This window comes from Aquabacterium sp. A08, from assembly GCF_011742065.1.
In genome coordinates, this window is record NZ_JAAQQT010000660.1 from 21207 (window position 1) to 40796 (window position 19590).

The window sequence follows — 19590 nt, forward strand, 5'->3', positions numbered from 1 at the left end:
GACGACCGTGCCCAGCACCGCCCCCCGTTGCGCCGACCCACGGACCGACACGCGCATCGCCGCGCTGATCGTTGGGGTGGGCATCGTCAGCGCTTTCCATGTCGGCAAGCTGCCGCCGGCCATCCCGGTGCTGGCGCGGGACCTGGGGCTGACCCTGGTGCAGGGCGGTTTTTTGCTGGCCGTGATCCAGATGGCGGGCATGACGCTGGGCGCGGTGGTGGGCATGCTGGCCGACCGGCTGGGACCGCGGCGGGTGATGCTGCTGGGCCTGGCCCTGTTGGGCCTGGGCAGTGCACTGGGGGCTGCGGCGCCCAGCCCGGCGGTGTTGCTGGCCACCCGGGCCCTGGAGGGCCTGGGTTTTTTGCTGGCCGTGCTGCCCGCGCCGGGCCTGCTGCGGCGCCAGCTGCAGGCCCCCGCGGTGCTGAACAAGGCCTTGGGGTTTTGGGGGGCGTACATGCCGATCGGTGCCGCGACCACCCTGCTGGTGGGGCCGCTGGTGTACGCCGGTCTGGGCTGGCGCGCCGGTTGGGCCACCCTGGCCCTGGCCACCTGGGTGTGTGCCGGGCTGGTGTGGCGCTGGGTGCCGCCCGACGCGCCAGCGGCCCCGGGCGGTGGCTTGGGTCTGTGGCCCCGGCTGGCCGGCACCCTGTCTTCGGGCGGCCCGTGGCTGGTGGCCTTGGCGTTTCTGATGTATTCGGGGCAGTGGCTGGCGGTGGTGGGGTTTTTGCCCACCATCTACACCGCGGCGGGCTGGTCGCTGGCGGCCGTGGGGGCGCTCAGTGCGTTGGCGGCAGGCGTCAACCTCATCGGCAACATCGCCGCCGGGCGCTGGCTGGCCCACGGCGTGCGGCCGCTGACGCTGCTGGGCTGGGGCTACGGCAGCATGGCGCTGGGAGCCTACTGGACCTTCAGCGGCTGGGGCGGACCGGTGGTCAATTACCTGGCGGTGCTGGTGTTTTCGGCGCTGGGGGGCTTGATCCCGGGCACCCTGTTCACCCTGGCGGTGCGGCTGGCCCCCGGGGGCCACGCGGTGTCCACCACCGTGGGTTGGGTGCAGCAGTTGTCGTCGCTGGGCCAGTTCGTGGGGCCGCCGCTGGTGGCCTGGCTGGCCGCGCGCGTCGGGGGCTGGCACCTGACCTGGACGGTCAACCTGGCCTGCTGCCTGGTCGGTGGGGTGTTGTCGCTGGCCCTGCAGCGGCGGCTGGACCGCGTCGGGCACTGATTCACCCCGCCATGGCCCGCCTGCCGCGTTTGTCCCTGGCCGAGGTGTTGCACCAGGTCGTCTGGCGGGGCCACAACGGCCAGCCGGTGTTCGTGGACGTGGTTGACCGGCAGCGCTTGCTGGACCTGTTGGCCACGCTGGCCCCGCGCGAGCGGGTGCAGGTGCATGCCTACTGTCTGCTGGACAACGCGGTGCACCTGTTGCTCACGCCGCAGACCGACGACGCGGTGGGCAAGCTGATGCAGGCGCTGGGCCGCAGCTATGTGCGTGCCTTCAACCAGCGCCACGCCCGCAGCGGCACCCTGTGGGAGGGGCGCTACCGCTCCACCCTGCTGGAGGCTGCCTCTTACCTGATCCCCAGCATGGTGAATCTGGACCTGCTGCCCGTGCGCGCCGGTCTGGTGCATGCACCGGCGGCGTACCCGTGGTCCAGCCACGCCCATTACCTGGGCCGGCGGCAGGACCGCTGGCTGACCCCGCACCCCTTGGTGTGGGCGCTGGGCAACACCCCGTTTGCGCGCGAAGCCGCCTACGCGGCGCGGGTGGAGCAGGGGCTGGACGCCGCCACCCAGGCGCGGCTGGCGGAAGCCACCCTCAAGGGCTGGGCCTTGGGCAGCGAGCCGTTCTTGCAGGCCTTGCACGAGCGCACGGGCCGCCGCCCCAGCAAAGCCCGGGCCGGGCGACCGCCCAAGGCCCAGGTTGGCCCCACGCCGTCCTGAGGGTAGACGGAGTGCCCGTGCTAGGCCTCGGGTTGAAGGCGCAAGTCCATCGAGTCGATTTAATCTGTCCCCAATTAGTTTGGTGATTAGAGTTTTTGGATTTTAATTTTACTCCGACCCCAATTAAAAGGCTTGGCATTGTTGTTGCATTGCACTATGCTTCGCACACTTGTCATCAGTCTCAGGAGTTTGGCGTGACCCAGTCCCACGAAATCGCAGCGCTGCAACAGCACGGTCTGTACGACGCTGCCCAGGAACACGACGCGTGCGGCGTCGGTTTTGTGGCCCACATCAAGGGCCAGAAGAGCCACGCCATCGTGGAGCAGGGTCTGAAGATCCTGGAAAACCTCGACCACCGCGGCGCCGTGGGCGCCGATGCCCTGATGGGCGACGGCGCGGGCATTCTGATCCAGATCCCGGACCAACTGTACCGCGAGGAAATGGCCAAGCAGGGCGTGGCCCTGCCACCCGCCGGTGAATACGGCGTGGGCCTGGTGTTCCTGCCCAAAGAGCACGCCAGCCGCCTGGCCTGCGAGCAGGAGATGGAGCGCGCCATCAAGGCCGAAGGCCAGGTGCTGCTGGGCTGGCGCGACGTGCCGGTCAACGCCGACATGCCGATGTCGCCCACCGTGCGCCAGACCGAACCCATCATCCGCCAGGTCTTCATCGGCCGGGGCACCGACGTGATCGTGCAGGACGCGCTGGAGCGCAAGCTGTACGTGATCCGCAAGACCGCCAGCGCCAACATCCAGCGCCTGAAGCTGACGCACAGCAAAGAGTATTACGTGCCCAGCATGAGCAGCCGCACCGTGGTGTACAAAGGCCTGCTGCTGGCCAACCAGGTGGGCGAATACTTCCTGGACCTGAAGGACGCGCGTTGCGTGTCGGCCCTGGGTCTGGTGCACCAGCGCTTCTCCACCAACACCTTCCCCGAGTGGCCGCTGGCCCACCCCTACCGCTACGTGGCCCACAACGGCGAGATCAACACCGTCAAGGGCAACTACAACTGGATGAAGGCGCGCGAGGGCGTGATGTCGTCCCCCGTGCTGGGCGAAGACCTGCAAAAGCTCTACCCCATCAGCTTTGCCGGCCAGTCCGACACCGCCACCTTCGACAACTGCCTGGAATTGCTGACGATGGCGGGTTACCCCATCAGCCAGGCGGTGATGATGATGATCCCCGAGCCGTGGGAACAGCACACCATGATGGACGAGCGCCGCAAGGCGTTCTACGAGTACCACGCCGCCATGCTGGAGCCGTGGGACGGCCCGGCGTCCATCGTGTTCACCGACGGCCGCCAGATCGGCGCCACGCTGGACCGCAACGGCCTGCGCCCGTCGCGCTACTGCGTGACCGACGACGATTTCGTGATCATGGGCTCCGAGTCCGGCGTGCTGCCGGTGCCCGAGAGCAAGATCGTGCGCAAGTGGCGCCTGCAGCCCGGCAAGATGTTCCTGATCGACCTGGAACAGGGTCGCATGATCGACGACGAGGAGCTGAAGGCCAACATCGCCAACACCAAGCCGTACAAGCAGTGGATCGAAGGCCTGCGCATCCGCCTGGACGACGTGACCCAGCCGGTGGCCGGCGAGGCCGAAGGCCAGCAGGTACTGACCGAAGAGTCCTCGCACGCAGCGATGGAGCAGGTCGATGCCTCGCTGCTGGACCGCCAACAGGCGTTTGGCATGACGCAGGAGGACATCAAGTTCCTGATGGCGCCGATGGCCCAGAACGGCGAGGAAGGCATCGGTTCCATGGGCAACGACAGCCCGCTGGCCGTGCTGTCCGACAAGAACAAGCCGCTGTACAACTACTTCAAGCAGTTGTTCGCACAGGTGACCAACCCGCCGATCGACCCGATCCGCGAAGCGATCGTGATGTCGCTGGTGTCCTTCATCGGCCCCAAGCCGAACCTGCTGGACATCAACCAGGTGAACCCGCCGATGCGGCTGGAGGTGAGCCAGCCGGTGCTGAACCACGCCGACATGGCCAAGCTGCGCGAGATCGAAAAGCACACGCACGGCAAGTTCAAGAGCACCACGCTGGACATCACCTACCCCGTGTCCTGGGGCAAGGAAGGCGTGGAGGCGCAGCTCGCCTCGCTGTGCGCCGAAGCGGTGGACGCCATCAAGGGCGGCAGCAACATCCTCATCGTCAGCGACCGCGCGGTGAGCGCCGAGCGGGTGGCGATTCCGGCTCTGCTGGCGTTGTCGGCGCTGCACCAGTTCCTGGTGCGTGAAGGCCTGCGCACCACTGCTGGCCTGGTGGTGGAAACCGGCTCGGCCCGCGAAGTGCACCACTTTGCCGTGCTGGCCGGCTACGGCGCCGAGGCCGTGCACCCGTGGCTCGCCATGGACACGCTCAAGGCCATCCACAAGGACCTGCCGGGTGACCTGTCGGCCGACAAGGCGATCTACAACTACGTCAAGGCGATCGGCAAGGGCCTGTCCAAGATCATGTCCAAAATGGGCGTGAGCACCTACATGTCGTACTGCGGCGCGCAGCTGTTCGAGGCCATTGGCCTGAGCAGCGACACCGTGGCCAAGTTCTTCACCGGCACCCCCAGCCGGGTGGAAGGCATTGGCGTGTTCGAGATCGCCGAGGAAGCCATCCGCATGCACAAGGCCGCCTTTGGCGACGACCCGGTGCTGGCCCAGATGCTGGACGCCGGCGGCGAATACGCCTGGCGCACCCGCGGCGAAGAGCACATGTGGACGCCTGACGCGATCGCCAAGCTGCAGCACTCGACCCGCGCCAACAACTTCAACACCTACAAAGAGTACGCGCAGATCATCAACGACCAGACCCGCCGCCACATGACGCTGCGCGGCCTGTTCGAGTTCAAGGTGGACCCGGCCAAGGCCATTTCGGTGGAAGAGGTCGAGCCCGCCAAGGAGATCGTCAAGCGTTTCGCCACCGGTGCCATGTCGCTGGGTTCCATCTCCACCGAAGCGCACGCGACGCTGGCCGTGGCGATGAACCGCATTGGCGGCAAGAGCAACACCGGCGAAGGCGGCGAGGACCCGGCGCGCTACCGCAACGAGCTCAAGGGCATCCCGATCCAGCAGGGCGAGTCGCTCGCGTCCATCATCGGCCGCGACAAGGTGGAAAGCGACATCCCGCTGCTGGCCGGTGACAGCCTGCGTTCCAAGATCAAGCAGGTGGCGTCGGGCCGTTTCGGCGTCAACGCCGAGTACCTGGTCAGCGCCGACCAGATCCAGATCAAGATGGCCCAGGGCGCCAAGCCGGGCGAGGGCGGCCAGCTGCCGGGCGGCAAGGTGTCCGAGTACATCGGTTTCCTGCGCTACTCGGTGCCGGGCGTGGGCCTGATTTCCCCGCCGCCGCACCACGACATCTATTCGATCGAGGACCTGGCCCAACTGATCCACGACCTGAAGAACGTCAACACCCGGGCCGACATTTCGGTCAAGCTGGTGTCGGAAATCGGCGTGGGCACCATCGCCGCCGGCGTGGCCAAGGCCAAGGCCGACCACCTGGTGATCGCCGGTCACGACGGTGGCACGGGCGCCTCGCCCTGGTCGTCCATCAAGCATTGCGGTTCGCCTTGGGAAATCGGCCTGGCCGAGACCCAGCAGACCCTGGTGCTGAACCGCCTGCGCGGCCGCATCCGAGTGCAGGCCGACGGCCAGATGAAGACCGGCCGCGACGTCGTCATCGGCGCATTGCTGGGCGCCGACGAGTTTGGCTTCGCCACCGCGCCGCTGGTGGTCGAAGGCTGCATCATGATGCGCAAGTGCCACCTCAACACCTGCCCGGTGGGCGTGGCCACCCAGGACCCGGAGCTGCGCGCCAAGTTCGCCGGCAAGCCCGAGCATGTGGTGAACTACTTCTTCTTCGTCGCCGAGGAAGTGCGCCAGATCATGGCCCAGCTGGGCATCCGCAGCTTCGACGAGCTGGTGGGCCGGGCCGACCTGCTCGACACCCGCGCCGGCATCGCCCACTGGAAGGCCAAGGGCCTGGACTTCAGCCGCCTGTTCTACCAGCCGGCCGTGCCGGCCGACGTGCCGCGCAAGCACGTGGACGTGCAGGACCACGGTCTGGACAAGGCGTTGGACGTCAAGCTGATCGAGAAGTCGCGCGCCGCCATCGACAAGGGCGAGAAGGTCAGTTTCATGGAAACGGCCCGCAACGTGAACCGCACCGTCGGCGCCATGCTGTCGGGCGAGGTGACGCGTTTCCACCCCGAGGGCCTGCCGGACGACACGCTGCGCATCCAGTTGGAAGGCACGGGCGGCCAGTCCTTCGGCGCGTTCCTGACCAACGGCATCACGCTGTACCTGATCGGTGACGCCAACGACTACACCGGCAAGGGCCTGAGCGGCGGCCGCGTGGTGGTGCGCCCGAGCATCGAGTTCCGCGGCGACGCCGCCAAGAACATCATCGTGGGCAACACCGTGCTGTACGGCGCCACCCGCGGCGAGGCCTTCTTCCGGGGCGTGGCCGGCGAGCGTTTCGCGGTCCGTCTGTCCGGCGCCACCGCGGTGGTGGAAGGCACCGGCGACCACGGTTGCGAATACATGACCGGCGGCACCGTGGCCGTGCTGGGCCTGACCGGCCGCAACTTCGCCGCTGGCATGAGCGGCGGCGTGGCCTACGTGTACGACGAGGACGGCCTGTTCGCCCAGCGCTGCAACACCGCCATGGTGGCCCTGGAGAAAGTGGTGACCGCCGCCGAGCAGGAAGCCACCACCGACCGCGCCACCTGGCACCGTGGCCAGACCGACGAGGCCCAGCTGCGCAAGCTGCTGGAAGACCACAACCGCTGGACCGGCTCCACCAAGGCGCGCGAGATTCTGGACAACTGGGCGCAGACCCGTGGCAAGTTCGTCAAGGTGTTCCCGACGGAATACAAGCGCGCGCTGGCCGAACTGGCCGCCAAGGCCGCTGCCCCCCAGGCCGCCGTGGCCGCCTGAACCCGCTGAACCGAACCGAGGATACGTATCATGGGAAAAATCACCGGCTTCATGGAATTTGAGCGCCTGGAAGAGGGCTACAAGCCCGTGCCCGAGCGCCTGAAGCACTACAAGGAATTCGTGGTGGGCCTGACCGATGAGCAGGCCAAGGTGCAGGGCGCCCGCTGCATGGACTGCGGCACGCCGTTCTGCAACAGCGGCTGCCCGGTCAACAACATCATCCCGGACTTCAACGACCTGGTCTACCGCCAGGACTGGGAGAACGCGATCGCGGTGCTGCACAGCACCAACAACTTCCCCGAGTTCACCGGCCGCATCTGCCCCGCACCCTGCGAGGCCGCCTGCACCCTGAACGTGAACGGCGACGCGGTGGGCATCAAGTCCATCGAGCACGCCATCATCGACAAGGCCTGGGCCGAGGGCTGGGTCCAGCCGCGCCCGGCCAAGATCAAGACCGGCAAGAAGGTGGCGGTGGTCGGCGCCGGCCCGGCGGGCCTGGCGGCCGCCCAGCAACTGGCGCGCGCCGGTCACGACGTGACCGTGTTCGAGAAGAACGACCGCGTCGGCGGCCTGCTGCGTTACGGCATCCCCGACTTCAAGATGGAGAAGTGGCTGATCGACCGCCGCGTTGAGCAGATGGAGGCCGAAGGCGTGACCTTCCGCACCGGCGTCATCGTCGGCGCCTTGCCGACCGAAGGTCCGGCGGCCAAGGTGACCAACGACGCCAAGGAAACCGTGTCGCCCGAGCAACTGAAGGCCGAGTTCGACGCGGTGCTGCTGACCGGCGGTTCCGAGCAGAGCCGCGACCTGCCGGTGCCCGGCCGCGAGCTGGACGGCGTGCACTTCGCGATGGAGTTCCTGCCGCAGCAGAACAAGGTCAACGCCGGCGACAAGCTGAAAAAGCAGCTGCGTGCCGACGGCAAGCACGTCGTCGTGATCGGCGGTGGCGACACCGGCTCCGACTGCGTGGGCACCAGCAACCGCCACGGCGCCGCCAGCGTCACCCAGTTCGAGGTGATGCCGATGCCGCCCGAGCAGGAAAACAAAGAGCTGACCTGGCCCTACTGGCCGATCAAGCTGCGCACCTCGTCCAGCCACGAAGAGGGCTGCACCCGCGAGTTCGCCATCTCCACCAAGTCGTTCAACGGCGCCAAGGGCAAGGTCACCAGCCTGACCACGGTGAACGTGGAGTTCAAGGACGGCAAGCTGGTCGAGATTCCCGGCACCGAGAAGGAATACAAGGCCGACCTGGTGCTGCTGGCCATGGGCTTCACCAATCCGGTGGCGACCGTGCTGGACGCCTTTGGCGTGGACAAGGACGCGCGCGGCAACGCCAAGGCCACCACCGACTTCACCGGCGGCTACGCCACCAACGTGGCCAAGGTGTTCGCCGCCGGCGACATGCGCCGTGGCCAATCGCTGGTGGTGTGGGCCATCCGCGAAGGCCGCCAGGCGGCGCGCGCGGTGGACGAGTTCCTGATGGGCTACTCCGACCTGCCGCGCTGAGCGGCCAACGGCGTGCGGCGCACGCCGTTGCGGGTTATCCCGTATCATCCGACAAGCCGGTTCGCCGGCTTTTCTGTTTCAAGCCCTTCTTTGCATGTCCTCCCCCGCCCTGGTCCAGCTGCGCGATCTCACCTTCGGGTACGGAGATCGCTTGATCCTGGACGGGCTGAGCCTGGACATCCCGCGCGGCAAGGTCACCGCGCTGATGGGCGCCTCGGGCGGGGGCAAGACCACGGTGCTGCGCCTGATCGGGGGCCAGTACCGGGCCCAGGCCGGCCGTTTGCACTTTGACGGCGCGGACGTGATGGCCATGGACGCGGCGGGCCTGTACCGGATGCGCCGCCGCATGGGCATGCTGTTCCAGTTCGGCGCCCTGTTCACCGACCTCAGCGTCTTCGACAACGTGGCCTTTCCGCTGCGCGAACACACCCGCCTGCCCGAAGAACTGGTCCGCGACGTGGTGCTGATGAAGCTCGACGCGGTCGGTCTGCGCGGGGCGCGGGACCTGATGCCCTCGGAAATCTCGGGCGGCATGAGCCGGCGCGTGGCGCTGGCGCGTGCCATCGCGCTGGACCCGGAGCTGGTGATGTACGATGAGCCCTTCGCCGGGCTGGACCCGATCTCGCTGGGCACGGCAGCGCGGCTGATCCGCCAGCTCAACGACGCCATGGGGCTGACCAGCATCCTGGTGTCGCACGACCTGGACGAAACCTTTGCCATCGCCGACCACGTGGTGGTGCTGGCCAACGGCCGCGTCGCCGCGCAGGGCACGCCCGACGAGGTGCGGCACAGCACCGACCCGCTGGTGCACCAGTTTGTGCACGCCGAACCGGAGGGGCCGGTGCATTTCCACTACCCGGCCCCCCCCGCGGGCGACGACTACGGCCCCGGGAGGCGCGCATGAGCCGCTCCGGCCTCTCGGCCATCGGTTACGCGGTGCGGCTCAAGCTGGCCGACATCGGCTACGCCACCCGGCTGTTTGGGCGGCTGCTGGCCTGCGCCGGCACCGCGCTGCGGCGCTTTGGCCTGGTGCGCGAGCAGATCCATTTCCTGGGCAACTACTCGCTGGCCATCATCGGCGTGTCTGGTTTGTTCGTGGGCTTTGTGCTGGCCTTGCAGGGCTACTACACCTTGCAGCGTTTCGGCTCCACCGAGGCGCTGGGCCTGCTGGTGGCGCTGAGCCTGGTGCGCGAACTGGGCCCGGTGATCGCCGCGCTGCTCTTCGCCGGGCGGGCCGGCACCTCGCTCACCGCCGAAATCGGCCTCATGAAAGCCGGCGAGCAGATCAGCGCGATGGAGATGATGGCGGTCGATCCGGTTTCGCGCATCCTGGCGCCGCGCTTCTGGGCCGGTCTGGTGGTGCTGCCGGTGCTGACCGCGGTGTTCAGTGCCGTGGGCATCGTCGGTGGCTGGCTGGTGAGCGTGCCCATGCTGGGCGTGGACAGCGGCTCCTTCTGGAGCCAGATGCAGGCCGGCGTGGACGTGTGGAGCGACGTCGGCAACAGCGTGGTGAAAAGCCTGGTGTTCGGCGTGGCCGTCACCTTCATCGCCTTGTTGCAGGGCTACGTGGCCCAGGCCACGCCCGAGGGTGTCTCGCGCGCCACCACCCGAACGGTGGTGATGGCTTCTTTGACGGTGCTGGGCCTGGACTTCGTCCTGACCGCGCTGATGTTTGGTATTTGAACCGAGGAGGGTGTGCATGCAACGCTCTGCCAAAGACCTGTGGGTGGGTTTGTTTGTGCTGCTGGGGGCGTTGGCCCTGTTGTTCCTGTCGCTGCAGGCGGCCAACCTGCTCAACCTGAGCTTCGAGTCCACCTACCGCGTCACCGCGCGTTTTGACAACATCGGCGGGCTCAAGCCCAAGTCGGCGGTGCGCAGCGCCGGCGTGGTGGTGGGCCGGGTCGAGTCCATCGCCTTCAACGACCAGACCTTTCAGGCCGACGTGGTCATGGCGCTGGAGTCGCGCTACGCTTTCCCCCAGGACAGCTCGCTGAAAATCCTCACCAGCGGCCTGCTGGGCGAGCAGTACGTGGGCATCGAGGCCGGTGGCGCCGACGGCAACTGGGCGGCGGGTGACGTGATCACCCAGACCCAGTCGGCCGTGGTGCTGGAAAACCTGATCGGCCAGTTCCTGTTCAACAAGGCCGAGGAGGCCGGTGCCGCCGCGCCCGCCGAGCGCTGAACGGCGACAATACCCACACACCAACCACCGAGGGAGTTTTTCATGAAGAAGCACCACGCGACCCGTTCGATGCTGCTGGCCCTGGGCCTGAGCGTCGGCCTGCTCGCCGGTTGCGCGACCGGGCCGAACGCCCACCCGCAAGACCCGCTGGAGCCCTTCAACCGCGGCGTCACCCGCTTCAACGACGGCCTGGACGACGCGGTGCTCAAGCCCGTGGCCACCGCCTACCAGGACGTGACGCCCAGCCCGGTGCGCACCGGCGTGCACAACTTCTTCAACAACCTGCGCGACGTCTGGTCCTTCGTCAACGCGCTGTTGCAGGCGCGCCCGGCCGAGGCGGCCGAGAACTTCATGCGCTTCAACGTCAACACCGTGTTTGGTCTGGGCGGTGTGCTGGACGTGGCGAGCGAGATGGGCATCCCCCGTACCACGCTGGACTTTGGCCACACCATGGGGCGCTGGGGCGTGCCTTCCGGCCCCTACCTGGTGCTGCCGGTGTTCGGGCCGTCCAGTGTGCGCGACGCCGCCGGCCTGGTGGTGGACCAGCGGGGCGACCTGCTGACCCAGGGCGTGGACCACGTGCCCACCCGCAACAGCGCCATCGGCCTGCGCGTGGTGGACACCCGCGCCAGCCTGCTGCGCGCCGGCGAACTGCTGGACGAGGTGGCCCTGGACAAGTACAGCTTCACCCGCGATGCCTACCTGCAGCGGCGCGCCTCGCAGATCAGCGGCAACGGCGCCGCCCCCGAAGAACGTTACGACGATTGAAACCCCGGTGACCGGGTGTAACGCACGGGAACCTGTGCGCCGCAGCCGGTACCCCACCAGGGCCCGCGCGACCACCCCGGCGCCACGGCCCACAAGGAACGCCCCATGAACCCCTCTGTCACGCCCCTGACCACCGACCGCCGCGGCTGGCTCGCCTTGAGCGCCGGCCTGTGTGCCGCCCTGGCCTGGCCGCTGGCCGCCCACGCCACCGCGGTGGAAGCCCCGGACGCCCTGATCCAGCGCGTCGCCGGTGAGGTGTTTGCCCTGGTCAAGAGCGACCCGGCCATCCAGGCCGGCGACATGAACAAGGTGGCCCAGCTGGTGGACACCAAGCTCATGCCGCACCTGAGCTTCACCCGCATGACCGCCTCGGCCGTGGGCCGGTCCTGGCGCCAGGCCACACCCGAGCAGCGCCAGCGCCTGCAGGCCGAGTTCAAGACCCTGCTGGTGCGCACCTATTCCGGCGCACTGGGCCAGGTCAAGGACCAGACCCTGGTGCTGCGCCCCATGCGTGCCGCGCCCACCGACACCGAGGTGGTGGTGCGCTCCGAGGTGCGCGGCCGCGGCGACCCGATCCAGCTCGACTACCGCCTGGAAAAAACCGCCAGCGGCTGGAAGGTCTACGACATCAACGTGCTGGGCGTCTGGCTGGTGGACACCTACCGCGGCCAGTTCGCCCAGGAAATCCAGGCGCGGGGCCTGGACGGTCTGATCGCCGCGCTGGCCGAGCGCAACCGCAGCAACGCGGCCAAGTCCTGAGCCGGCCCCGCCATGCGCCTGCCCGCTGCCCCCGCCCGACTGACCCAGGCCGAAGCCGGTGCCTACCTGGACCGTTGCCTGGCGGCCCTGCGGGCCGAGCCGCCCCAGGCCGGGGCCGTGGTGGTGCTGGACGCGCAAGCCCTGAACGAGTTCGACTCGTCGGCCCTGGCGGTGCTGCTGGGCGTGCGCCGCCGCGTGCTGGCGCTCGGGGCCCGCTGGCAGGTGCAGGGCCTGCCGGCCCGTTTGCGCGACCTCGCGGCCCTGTACGGCGTGAGTGCATTGCTGCCCGCGTAAAATGCTGGGCCCATGTCCGCCGTTTCCTTCCAACGCGTTTCCAAAAGCTACACCACCCCCCGAGGCGAGCTGCAAGCCCTCAAGGGGGTGAGCTTTGACATCGAACCCGGCGAGTTCTTTGGCCTGCTCGGGCCCAACGGGGCAGGCAAAACCACCCTCATCAGCATCCTGGCGGGCCTCACCCGGGCCAGCGGTGGTCACGTCGCGGTGCACGGCGCCGACGTGCAGACCGACTACGCCCAGGCGCGCCGCCGCCTGGGCGTGGTGCCGCAGGAGCTGGTGTTTGACCCCTTCTTCAGCGTGCGCGAGGCGCTGCGCTTCCAGTCGGGCTACTTCGGCATCCGCGACAACGCCGGCTGGATCGACGAACTGCTGGACGGCCTGGGCCTGGCCGACAAGGCCGGCGCCAACATGCGACAACTGTCGGGCGGCATGAAGCGCCGGGTGCTGGTGGCGCAGGCGCTGGTGCACAAGCCGCCGGTCATCGTGCTGGACGAACCCACCGCCGGCGTGGACGTGGAACTGCGCCAGACGCTGTGGCAGTTCGTCTCGCGCCTGAACAAGCAGGGCAGCACCGTGTTGCTGACCACCCACTACCTCGAAGAAGCCGAGGCCCTGTGCGGCCGCATCGCCATGCTGAAACAGGGCGAACTGGTGGCGCTGGAAAAAACCTCCGATCTGCTCAAGCAAGCCTCGGCCAACGTGCTGCGCTTCAAGACCGACCACGCCCTGCCGGCCGACCTGGCGGCCCAGGCGCGGGTCACCGGCCGCTTTGTGCAACTGCCGGCGCCCGACGCGCTGGCGGTCGAGCGCCTCCTGGCGCGGGTGCGCGAGGCCGGCGTGGCGGTGGAGGACATCGAAATCACCAAGGCCGACCTGGAGGACGTGTTCCTCGACCTCACCGGCCACAAACCGGCGGCGGAGGTGGCGGCATGAACCACACCATGACCGGTTGGCAGACCCTGTTCCTCAAGGAAATCCTGCGCTTCTGGAAGGTCGGCTTCCAGACCGTGGCCGCGCCCGTGATGACGGCCATCCTTTACCTGCTCATCTTCGGCCACGTGCTGGAGGAACACGTCAAGGTGTACGACACGGTCAGCTACACCGCCTTCCTGCTCCCCGGGCTGGTGATGATGAGCGTGCTGCAAAATGCCTTTGCCAACAGCTCGTCCAGCCTGATCCAGAGCAAGGTCATGGGCAACCTGGTGTTCGTGCTGCTCACGCCGCTGTCGCACCGCGCCTGGTTCGTGGCCTACGTCGGCTCGTCCATCGTGCGCGGGCTGGTGGTGGGGCTGGGCGTGCTGCTGGCCACCGTCTGGTTCACCGACCTCACCTTTGTCGCGCCGGGGTGGATCGCGGTGTTCGCCTTCCTGGGTGCCGGGCTGCTGGGGTCGCTGGGTGTGATCGCCGGGCTGTGGGCCGAAAAATTCGACCAGATGGCCGCGTTCCAGAACTTCATCATCATGCCCATGACCTTCCTCAGCGGCGTGTTCTACTCCATCCACTCCCTGCCATCCTTTTGGCAGCAGGTCAGCCACCTCAACCCGTTCTTCTACATGATCGACGGTTTCCGCTACGGCTTCTTTGGCCAGGGCGACGTCTCGCCCTGGGTCAGCCTGGCGGTGGTCGGCGCGGCCTTCGCCGGGGTGGCGGGCCTGGCCCTCCATTTGCTGAAAACCGGCTACAAGATCCGGCACTGACATGACCTCCGACGAATTGCACTCCCTCATCGCCAGCGGCCTGGCCTGCGACCACCTGGAGGTCACGGGCGACGGCCGCCACTGGGCCGCGGTCATCGTGTCGCCGGCCTTCGAGGGCAAGCGCCTGATCCAGCGCCACCAGCTGGTGTACGCCACGCTGGGCGCCCGCATCCAGACCGACGAGGTGCACGCCCTGTCGATGAAAACCCACACCCCGGCCGAATGGGCCGCCCAACGCTGAGCCTCGCCCATGGACCAATTGCGCATCCGCGGCGGCCGCCGCCTGCACGGTGAAGTGACCGTTTCGGGCGCCAAGAACGCCGCCCTGCCCGAGCTTTGCGCCGCGCTGCTGACCGACCAGCCGGTGATGCTGCGCAACGTGCCGCGCCTGCGCGACGTGGCCACCATGCGCAAGCTGCTGGAAAACATGGGCGTGCAGACCCAGGCCCACGGCGAGCGCGGCGGCCTGACCCTGCACGCCGCCGGCGACCTGCTGCCCGAGGCGCCCTACGAGCTGGTCAAGACCATGCGCGCTTCGGTGCTGGTGCTGGGGCCGCTGCTGGCGCGCTTTGGCCGCGCCAAGGTGTCGCTGCCCGGCGGTTGCGCGATCGGTTCGCGCCCGGTGGATCAGCACATCAAGGGCCTGCAGGCCATGGGCGCCGAGATCGTTGTGGAACACGGTTACATGGTGGCGCAGCTGCCCGCGGGCCAGACCCGCCTGAAGGGCGCGCGCATCACCACCGACATGGTCACCGTCACCGGCACCGAGAACTTCCTGATGGCCGCGGCCCTGGCCGACGGCGAAACCGTGTTGGAAAACGCCGCCCAGGAGCCCGAGGTGACGGACCTGGCCGAGATGCTGATCAAGATGGGCGCCAAGATCGAAGGCCACGGCACCAGCCGCATCCGCATCCAGGGCGTGGAGCGCCTGGACGGCTGCGACCACGCCGTGGTGGCCGACCGCATCGAGGCCGGCACCTTTTTGTGCGCGGTGGCGGCCACCGGCGGCGAGGCGCTGTTGCGCCACGCCCGCGGCGACCACCTGGACGCGGTGATCGACAAACTGCGCGATGCCGGCGTGACGGTGGACGAGGTGCCCGGTGGCCTGAGGGTGGCCTCGCCTGGCGCGGCGGCGCTCAAGGCCCAGACCTTCCGCACCACCGAATACCCCGGTTTCCCGACCGACATGCAGGCCCAGTTCATGGCGCTCAACTGCGTGGCGCCGGGTGCCAGCAGCGTGACCGAAACGATTTTTGAAAACCGCTTCATGCACGTGCAGGAGCTGCAGCGCCTGGGCGCCAAGATCCACATCGACGGCCGCGTCGCCCTGGTCGAAGGCGTGGAGCGCCTGTCCGGCGCCACCGTCATGGCGACCGACCTGCGCGCCTCGGCCAGCCTGGTGATCGCCGGGCTGGTGGCCGACGGCGAAACCGTGGTGGACCGCATCTACCACCTGGACCGCGGCTACGACCAGATGGAAGTGAAACTGCGCGCCCTGGGCGCGGACATCGAAAGGCTCTCATGAGCGCCCGCCAGTTGACCCTGGCCCTGTCCAAGGGCCGCATCTTCGAAGAAACCCTGCCGCTGCTGGCCGCCGCCGGCATCGAGGTGCTGGAAGACCCGGAAAAGTCGCGCAAGCTGATCCTGCCCACCAACCGGCCCGATGTGCGGGTGGTGCTGGTGCGCGCCTCCGACGTGCCCACCTACGTGCAGTACGGCGGCGCCGACCTGGGCGTGTGCGGCAAGGACACCCTGCTGGAGCACGAGGCCGAGTGGGGCGGTGCCGGCAACGTGGGCCTGTACCAGCCGCTGGACCTCGGCATTGCCAGGTGCCGCATGAGCGTGGCCGTGCGTGCCGACTTCGACTACGCACGCGCCGTGCGCCAGGGCGCCCGCCTGAAGGTGGCCACCAAGTACGTGGCGATTGCGCGCGACTTCTTTGCCAGCAAGGGCGTGCACGTGGACCTGATCAAGCTCTACGGCAGCATGGAGCTGGCGCCGCTGACCGGCCTGGCCGACGCCATCGTGGACCTGGTGTCCACCGGTAACACCCTCAAGGCCAACCACCTGGTCGAGGTGGAGCGCATCATGGACATTTCCTCGCGCCTGGTGGTGAACCAGGGCGCGCTCAAAGTCAAGCGCGAGGCGCTGCGCCCCATTCTGGACGCGTTCGCGCGCGCCAGCCAGCCGCAGGGGGTGGCCGCATGACCGATACCGCCCTCAAAGCCAAGCCGCTGCGCCTGAACACCGCCGACGCCGATTTCGAGGCCCGCTTCCAGCAGCGCCTGCACTGGTCGGCCGACACCGACGCCGCCATCGAGCGGCGGGTGGCCGACATCCTGGCCGACGTGAAAGCGCGCGGCGATGCCGCCGTGCTGGAGTACACCCAGCGTTTCGACGGCCTGAGCGCCGCCGCCATGGCCGAACTCGAACTGACCCAGGCCGAGCTGAAGACTGCGTTCGACGGCCTGCCCGCCGCCCAGCGCGACGCGCTGCAAAAGGCGGCCGACCGGGTGCGCCGCTACCACGAGGCGCAGAAGAAGGCCAGCGGCGAAAGCTGGACCTACCGCGACGAAGACGGCACCCTGCTGGGCCAGAAGGTCACGCCGCTGGACCGCGTGGGCATTTACGTGCCCGGTGGCAAGGCGGCCTACCCGTCGTCGGTGCTGATGAACGCCATCCCGGCCCACGTGGCGGGGGTCGAAGACATCGTCATGGTGGTGCCCACCCCGCGTGGCGAGAAAAACCCGCTGGTGCTCGCCGCCGCTTACGTCGCGGGCGTCAGCCGCGCCTTCACCCTGGGCGGGGCGCAGGCCGTGGCCGCGCTGGCCTACGGCACCCAGACCGTGCCCAAGGTGGACAAGATCACCGGCCCCGGCAATGCCTACGTGGCCAGTGCCAAGAAGCACGTGTTCGGCACCGTGGGCATCGACATGATCGCCGGCCCCAGCGAAATTCTGGTGCTGGCCGACGGCAGCACCCCCGCCGACTGGGTGGCGATGGACCTGTTTTCCCAGGCCGAGCACGACGAGTTGGCTCAGTCCATCCTGTTGTGCCCGGACGCCGTCTACCTCGACGCGGTGCAGACCGCCATCGACCGCTTGCTGCCGACCCTGCCGCGCGCCGAGATCATTGCCAAGAGCCTGAACGGCCGGGGTGCGCTCATCCTCACCCGCAGCATGGACGAGGCCTGCGCCATCAGCAACCGCATCGCGCCCGAGCACCTGGAAGTCTCCAGCCACGAACCGCACCGCTGGGAGCCGCTGCTCAAGCACGCCGGCGCCATCTTCCTGGGCGCCTACACCAGCGAAAGCCTGGGCGACTACTGCGCGGGCCCCAACCATGTGCTGCCCACCAGCGGCACCGCGCGCTTTTCCAGCCCGCTGGGGGTGTACGACTTCCAAAAACGCAGCAGCCTGATCGAAGTCAGTGAAACTGGCGCGCAAAAACTGGGTCAGATAGCCTCGGTCCTCGCCCACGGCGAGGGGTTGCAGGCGCACGCCCGTGCGGCGGAGTTGCGCCTGCGTTGAACGCAGGAATTTGTCATGCCACACCGTCCCTTGGGTTGCCTCCACCGCCTGGCCACGCTGCCCCGCCTGTTGGCTGCGCTGCCGGCCGGTTTGCTGGGCCTGCTCACCTTGTCTTCGGCCCCGACCGCGCTGGCCGCCAGCCCGCTGGCCACGCCCTCGGCGCCCGTGGCCAGCGGTGCCTGCCCCGCGCTGCTCAACCACACCTTCCCGCGCCTGCAGGACGAAAAACCGCAGTCGCTGTGCCAGTACCGTGGCAAGGTGCTGCTGGTGGTGAACACCGCCAGCTACTGCGGCTTCACCAACCAGTACCAGGGGCTGGAAGACCTGTACGCCCGCTACCAGGACAAGGGCTTGGTGGTGCTGGGTTTCCCGTCGGGCGACTTTTTCCAGGAAAAGAAAAGCAACGACGAAATCGCGGAGTTCTGCGAGAACACCTTTGGCGTCAAATTCCCGATGTTCGCCAAAAGCTCGGTGCGCGGCTCGGGTGCCTCGCCCTTCTACAAACAGCTGGCGCAGCAGACCGGCGTGTCGCCCAAGTGGAACTTCTACAAATACCTGATCGGCCGTGACGGCCAGGTCGTGTCGGCCTACGCCAGCACCACCGGTCCCAGCGACCGCAAGCTGCTGGCCGACCTGCAGGCGCAACTTGCCCGCCCCGCGCCTTGAGCGCCCCGCGCCTGCCCAGCCATGGGTGGGTGCTGACGGCGCTGGCTGGGTCGCGCCAGTCGGGGGGTCAGCCGGCGGTCAGTACCTCGCGCAAGGCGGCCACCAGCGCGTCGCACTGCGCGTCGGTGCCCACGGTGATGCGCAGGAACTGGTCGATGCGCGGCAGTTTGAAGTGCCGCACGATGATGGCCCGCTGGCGCAGCGCCGCCGCCAGGGCCGCGCCGTCGTGGCCCGGGTGGCGCGCGAAAATGAAGTTGGCCGCCGACGGCAGCACCTCGAAGCCCAGCGCGGTCATTTGCGTCACCAGCCGCTCGCGGGTGTCCACCACCTGGCGGCAGCTGTGTTGGAAAAACGCCTCGTCTTCCACCGACGCCACCGCGCCAGCGATGGCCAGCCGGTCCAGTGGGTAGGAGTTGAAGCTGTTCTTCACCCGCTCCAGCCCTTCGATCAAATCGGGGTGGCCAATGGCAAAACCCACCCGCAGGCCCGCCAGCGACCGGCTCTTGGAGAAGGTGTGCACCACCAGCAGGTTGGGGTAGCGGTCCACCAGGGCGATGGCGCTGTCGCCGCCAAAGTCCACATAGGCTTCGTCCACCAGCACCACCGCGTCGGGGTTGCCAGCGACGATGCGTTCCACCGCCTGCAGCGGCAGCAGTCGGCCGGTGGGGGCGTTCGGGTTGGGGAAGATGATGGCGCCGGCCCGCTGCCCGTCGCGTGGCAGGTAGTCTTCCACCCGCAGGGTGTAGTCGTCGGCCAGCGGCACCACACGGTGCGCAACGCCGTACAGGCCGCAGTACACGGGGTAGAAGGAGTAGGTCACGTCCGGGAACCAGAGTTCGCCGTCGTGTTTCAGCAAAGCCTGAAAGGCGTGGGCCAGCACCTCGTCGGAGCCGTTGCCCACGAACACCTGGTTGGGCTTGACGCCGTGGCGCTGGGCCAGCGCGGTTTTCAGTGCGTCGGCGTTCGGGTCCGGGTATAAGCGTAGCGCGTCCGAGGTGGCGTGGCGGATCGCTTCCAACGCCTTGGGCGAGGGACCGTAGGGGTGCTCGTTGGTGTTGAGCTTGACCAGGTTGTCGAGTTTGGGCTGTTCGCCCGGCACGTAAGGGGTCAGGCCGTGGACGACGGCACTCCAGAATCGGCTCATGGGGTATAGGGGTAAAGGGCAGTGTTTGCCTTGGAGGTGGATGGTATCATGCCCCCTCGAACAACCCTTGGAATCGCTCTTGGAAGCCCTGGCCCTCATGCGGCAAGCCGACGTCACCCGCAACACCCTCGAAACCCGCATCACCGCCCGCGTCAACCTGGACGGC

Annotated in this window: 18 protein-coding genes; 17 read left to right on the forward strand and 1 reads right to left on the reverse strand. The window is 68.1% G+C overall.

Annotated elements, in window-relative coordinates; all coding sequences use genetic code 11:
• Positions 1-7 precede the first annotated feature (7 nt).
• The 17 genes from HA630_RS15580 to HA630_RS15660 all read left to right on the forward strand — a co-directional run bounded on the left by HA630_RS15580 (position 8) and on the right by HA630_RS15660 (position 18280).
• Positions 8-1222: an MFS transporter gene (locus HA630_RS15580; RefSeq protein WP_166835850.1), complete on the forward strand. Its 1215-nt coding sequence runs from the start codon at positions 8-10 to the stop codon at positions 1220-1222.
• Positions 1223-1233: 11 nt separating this feature from the next.
• A complete protein-coding gene (locus HA630_RS15585) occupies positions 1234-1941 on the forward strand; it encodes a transposase (RefSeq protein WP_166835851.1) in 708 nt (235 codons plus the stop codon).
• Positions 1942-2135: 194 nt separating this feature from the next.
• Entirely contained in the window at positions 2136-6875 is a 4740-nt protein-coding gene (locus HA630_RS15590) for a glutamate synthase-related protein (RefSeq protein WP_166835853.1), read from the forward strand.
• A 30-nt stretch (positions 6876-6905) separates the two neighbouring features.
• A complete protein-coding gene (locus HA630_RS15595) occupies positions 6906-8381 on the forward strand; it encodes a glutamate synthase subunit beta (RefSeq protein ID WP_166835854.1) in 1476 nt (491 codons plus the stop codon).
• Positions 8382-8475: 94 nt separating this feature from the next.
• Positions 8476-9285 (forward strand): ABC transporter ATP-binding protein, encoded by an 810-nt coding sequence (locus HA630_RS15600; protein ID WP_166835855.1) that lies wholly within the window; start codon positions 8476-8478, stop codon positions 9283-9285.
• Positions 9282-10064 (forward strand): lipid asymmetry maintenance ABC transporter permease subunit MlaE, encoded by a 783-nt coding sequence (gene mlaE, locus HA630_RS15605; RefSeq protein WP_166835857.1) that lies wholly within the window; start codon positions 9282-9284, stop codon positions 10062-10064. Before HA630_RS15600 ends, mlaE begins: the two co-directional genes overlap by 4 nt.
• Positions 10065-10080: 16 nt before the next feature.
• Positions 10081-10563 carry an outer membrane lipid asymmetry maintenance protein MlaD gene (mlaD, locus tag HA630_RS15610; protein WP_166835859.1) on the forward strand — a complete coding sequence of 161 codons (483 nt, stop codon included), beginning with the start codon at positions 10081-10083 and terminating at the stop codon, positions 10561-10563.
• A 42-nt stretch (positions 10564-10605) separates the two neighbouring features.
• A complete protein-coding gene (locus HA630_RS15615; RefSeq protein WP_166835861.1) occupies positions 10606-11331 on the forward strand; it encodes a VacJ family lipoprotein in 726 nt (241 codons plus the stop codon).
• Positions 11332-11436: 105 nt separating this feature from the next.
• Positions 11437-12090: a phospholipid-binding protein MlaC gene (locus HA630_RS15620; RefSeq protein ID WP_166835863.1), complete on the forward strand. Its 654-nt coding sequence runs from the start codon at positions 11437-11439 to the stop codon at positions 12088-12090.
• A 12-nt stretch (positions 12091-12102) separates the two neighbouring features.
• Positions 12103-12384 (forward strand): STAS domain-containing protein, encoded by a 282-nt coding sequence (locus HA630_RS15625; RefSeq protein ID WP_166835865.1) that lies wholly within the window; start codon positions 12103-12105, stop codon positions 12382-12384.
• Between the two features lie 12 nt (positions 12385-12396).
• Positions 12397-13320 (forward strand): ABC transporter ATP-binding protein, encoded by a 924-nt coding sequence (locus HA630_RS15630; protein ID WP_166835867.1) that lies wholly within the window; start codon positions 12397-12399, stop codon positions 13318-13320.
• An 8-nt stretch (positions 13321-13328) separates the two neighbouring features.
• A complete protein-coding gene (locus HA630_RS15635; RefSeq protein WP_166835884.1) occupies positions 13329-14084 on the forward strand; it encodes an ABC transporter permease in 756 nt (251 codons plus the stop codon).
• Between the two features lies 1 nt (position 14085).
• Positions 14086-14325: a BolA family protein gene (locus HA630_RS15640; protein ID WP_166835869.1), complete on the forward strand. Its 240-nt coding sequence runs from the start codon at positions 14086-14088 to the stop codon at positions 14323-14325.
• Between the two features lie 9 nt (positions 14326-14334).
• On the forward strand, positions 14335-15609 hold the full coding sequence (murA, locus tag HA630_RS15645) for a UDP-N-acetylglucosamine 1-carboxyvinyltransferase (protein ID WP_166835871.1): 1275 nt from the start codon (positions 14335-14337) through the stop codon (positions 15607-15609).
• Positions 15606-16292 carry an ATP phosphoribosyltransferase gene (gene hisG / locus HA630_RS15650; protein WP_166835873.1) on the forward strand — a complete coding sequence of 229 codons (687 nt, stop codon included), beginning with the start codon at positions 15606-15608 and terminating at the stop codon, positions 16290-16292. The genes murA and hisG overlap by 4 nt, the downstream gene beginning before the upstream one ends.
• A complete protein-coding gene (gene hisD, locus HA630_RS15655) occupies positions 16289-17614 on the forward strand; it encodes a histidinol dehydrogenase (protein WP_166835875.1) in 1326 nt (441 codons plus the stop codon). Before hisG ends, hisD begins: the two co-directional genes overlap by 4 nt.
• A gap of 15 nt (positions 17615-17629) precedes the next feature.
• The gene (locus HA630_RS15660; RefSeq protein WP_166835877.1) at positions 17630-18280 is read left to right on the forward strand and encodes a glutathione peroxidase; all 651 of its coding nucleotides are present in this window, start codon (positions 17630-17632) and stop codon (positions 18278-18280) included.
• Between the two features lie 67 nt (positions 18281-18347).
• On the opposite strand, the gene hisC is transcribed toward HA630_RS15660, so the two are convergent.
• The gene (gene hisC / locus HA630_RS15665; protein WP_166835879.1) at positions 18348-19424 is read right to left on the reverse strand and encodes a histidinol-phosphate transaminase; all 1077 of its coding nucleotides are present in this window, start codon (positions 19422-19424) and stop codon (positions 18348-18350) included.
• Between the last annotated feature and the right edge of the window lie 166 nt (positions 19425-19590).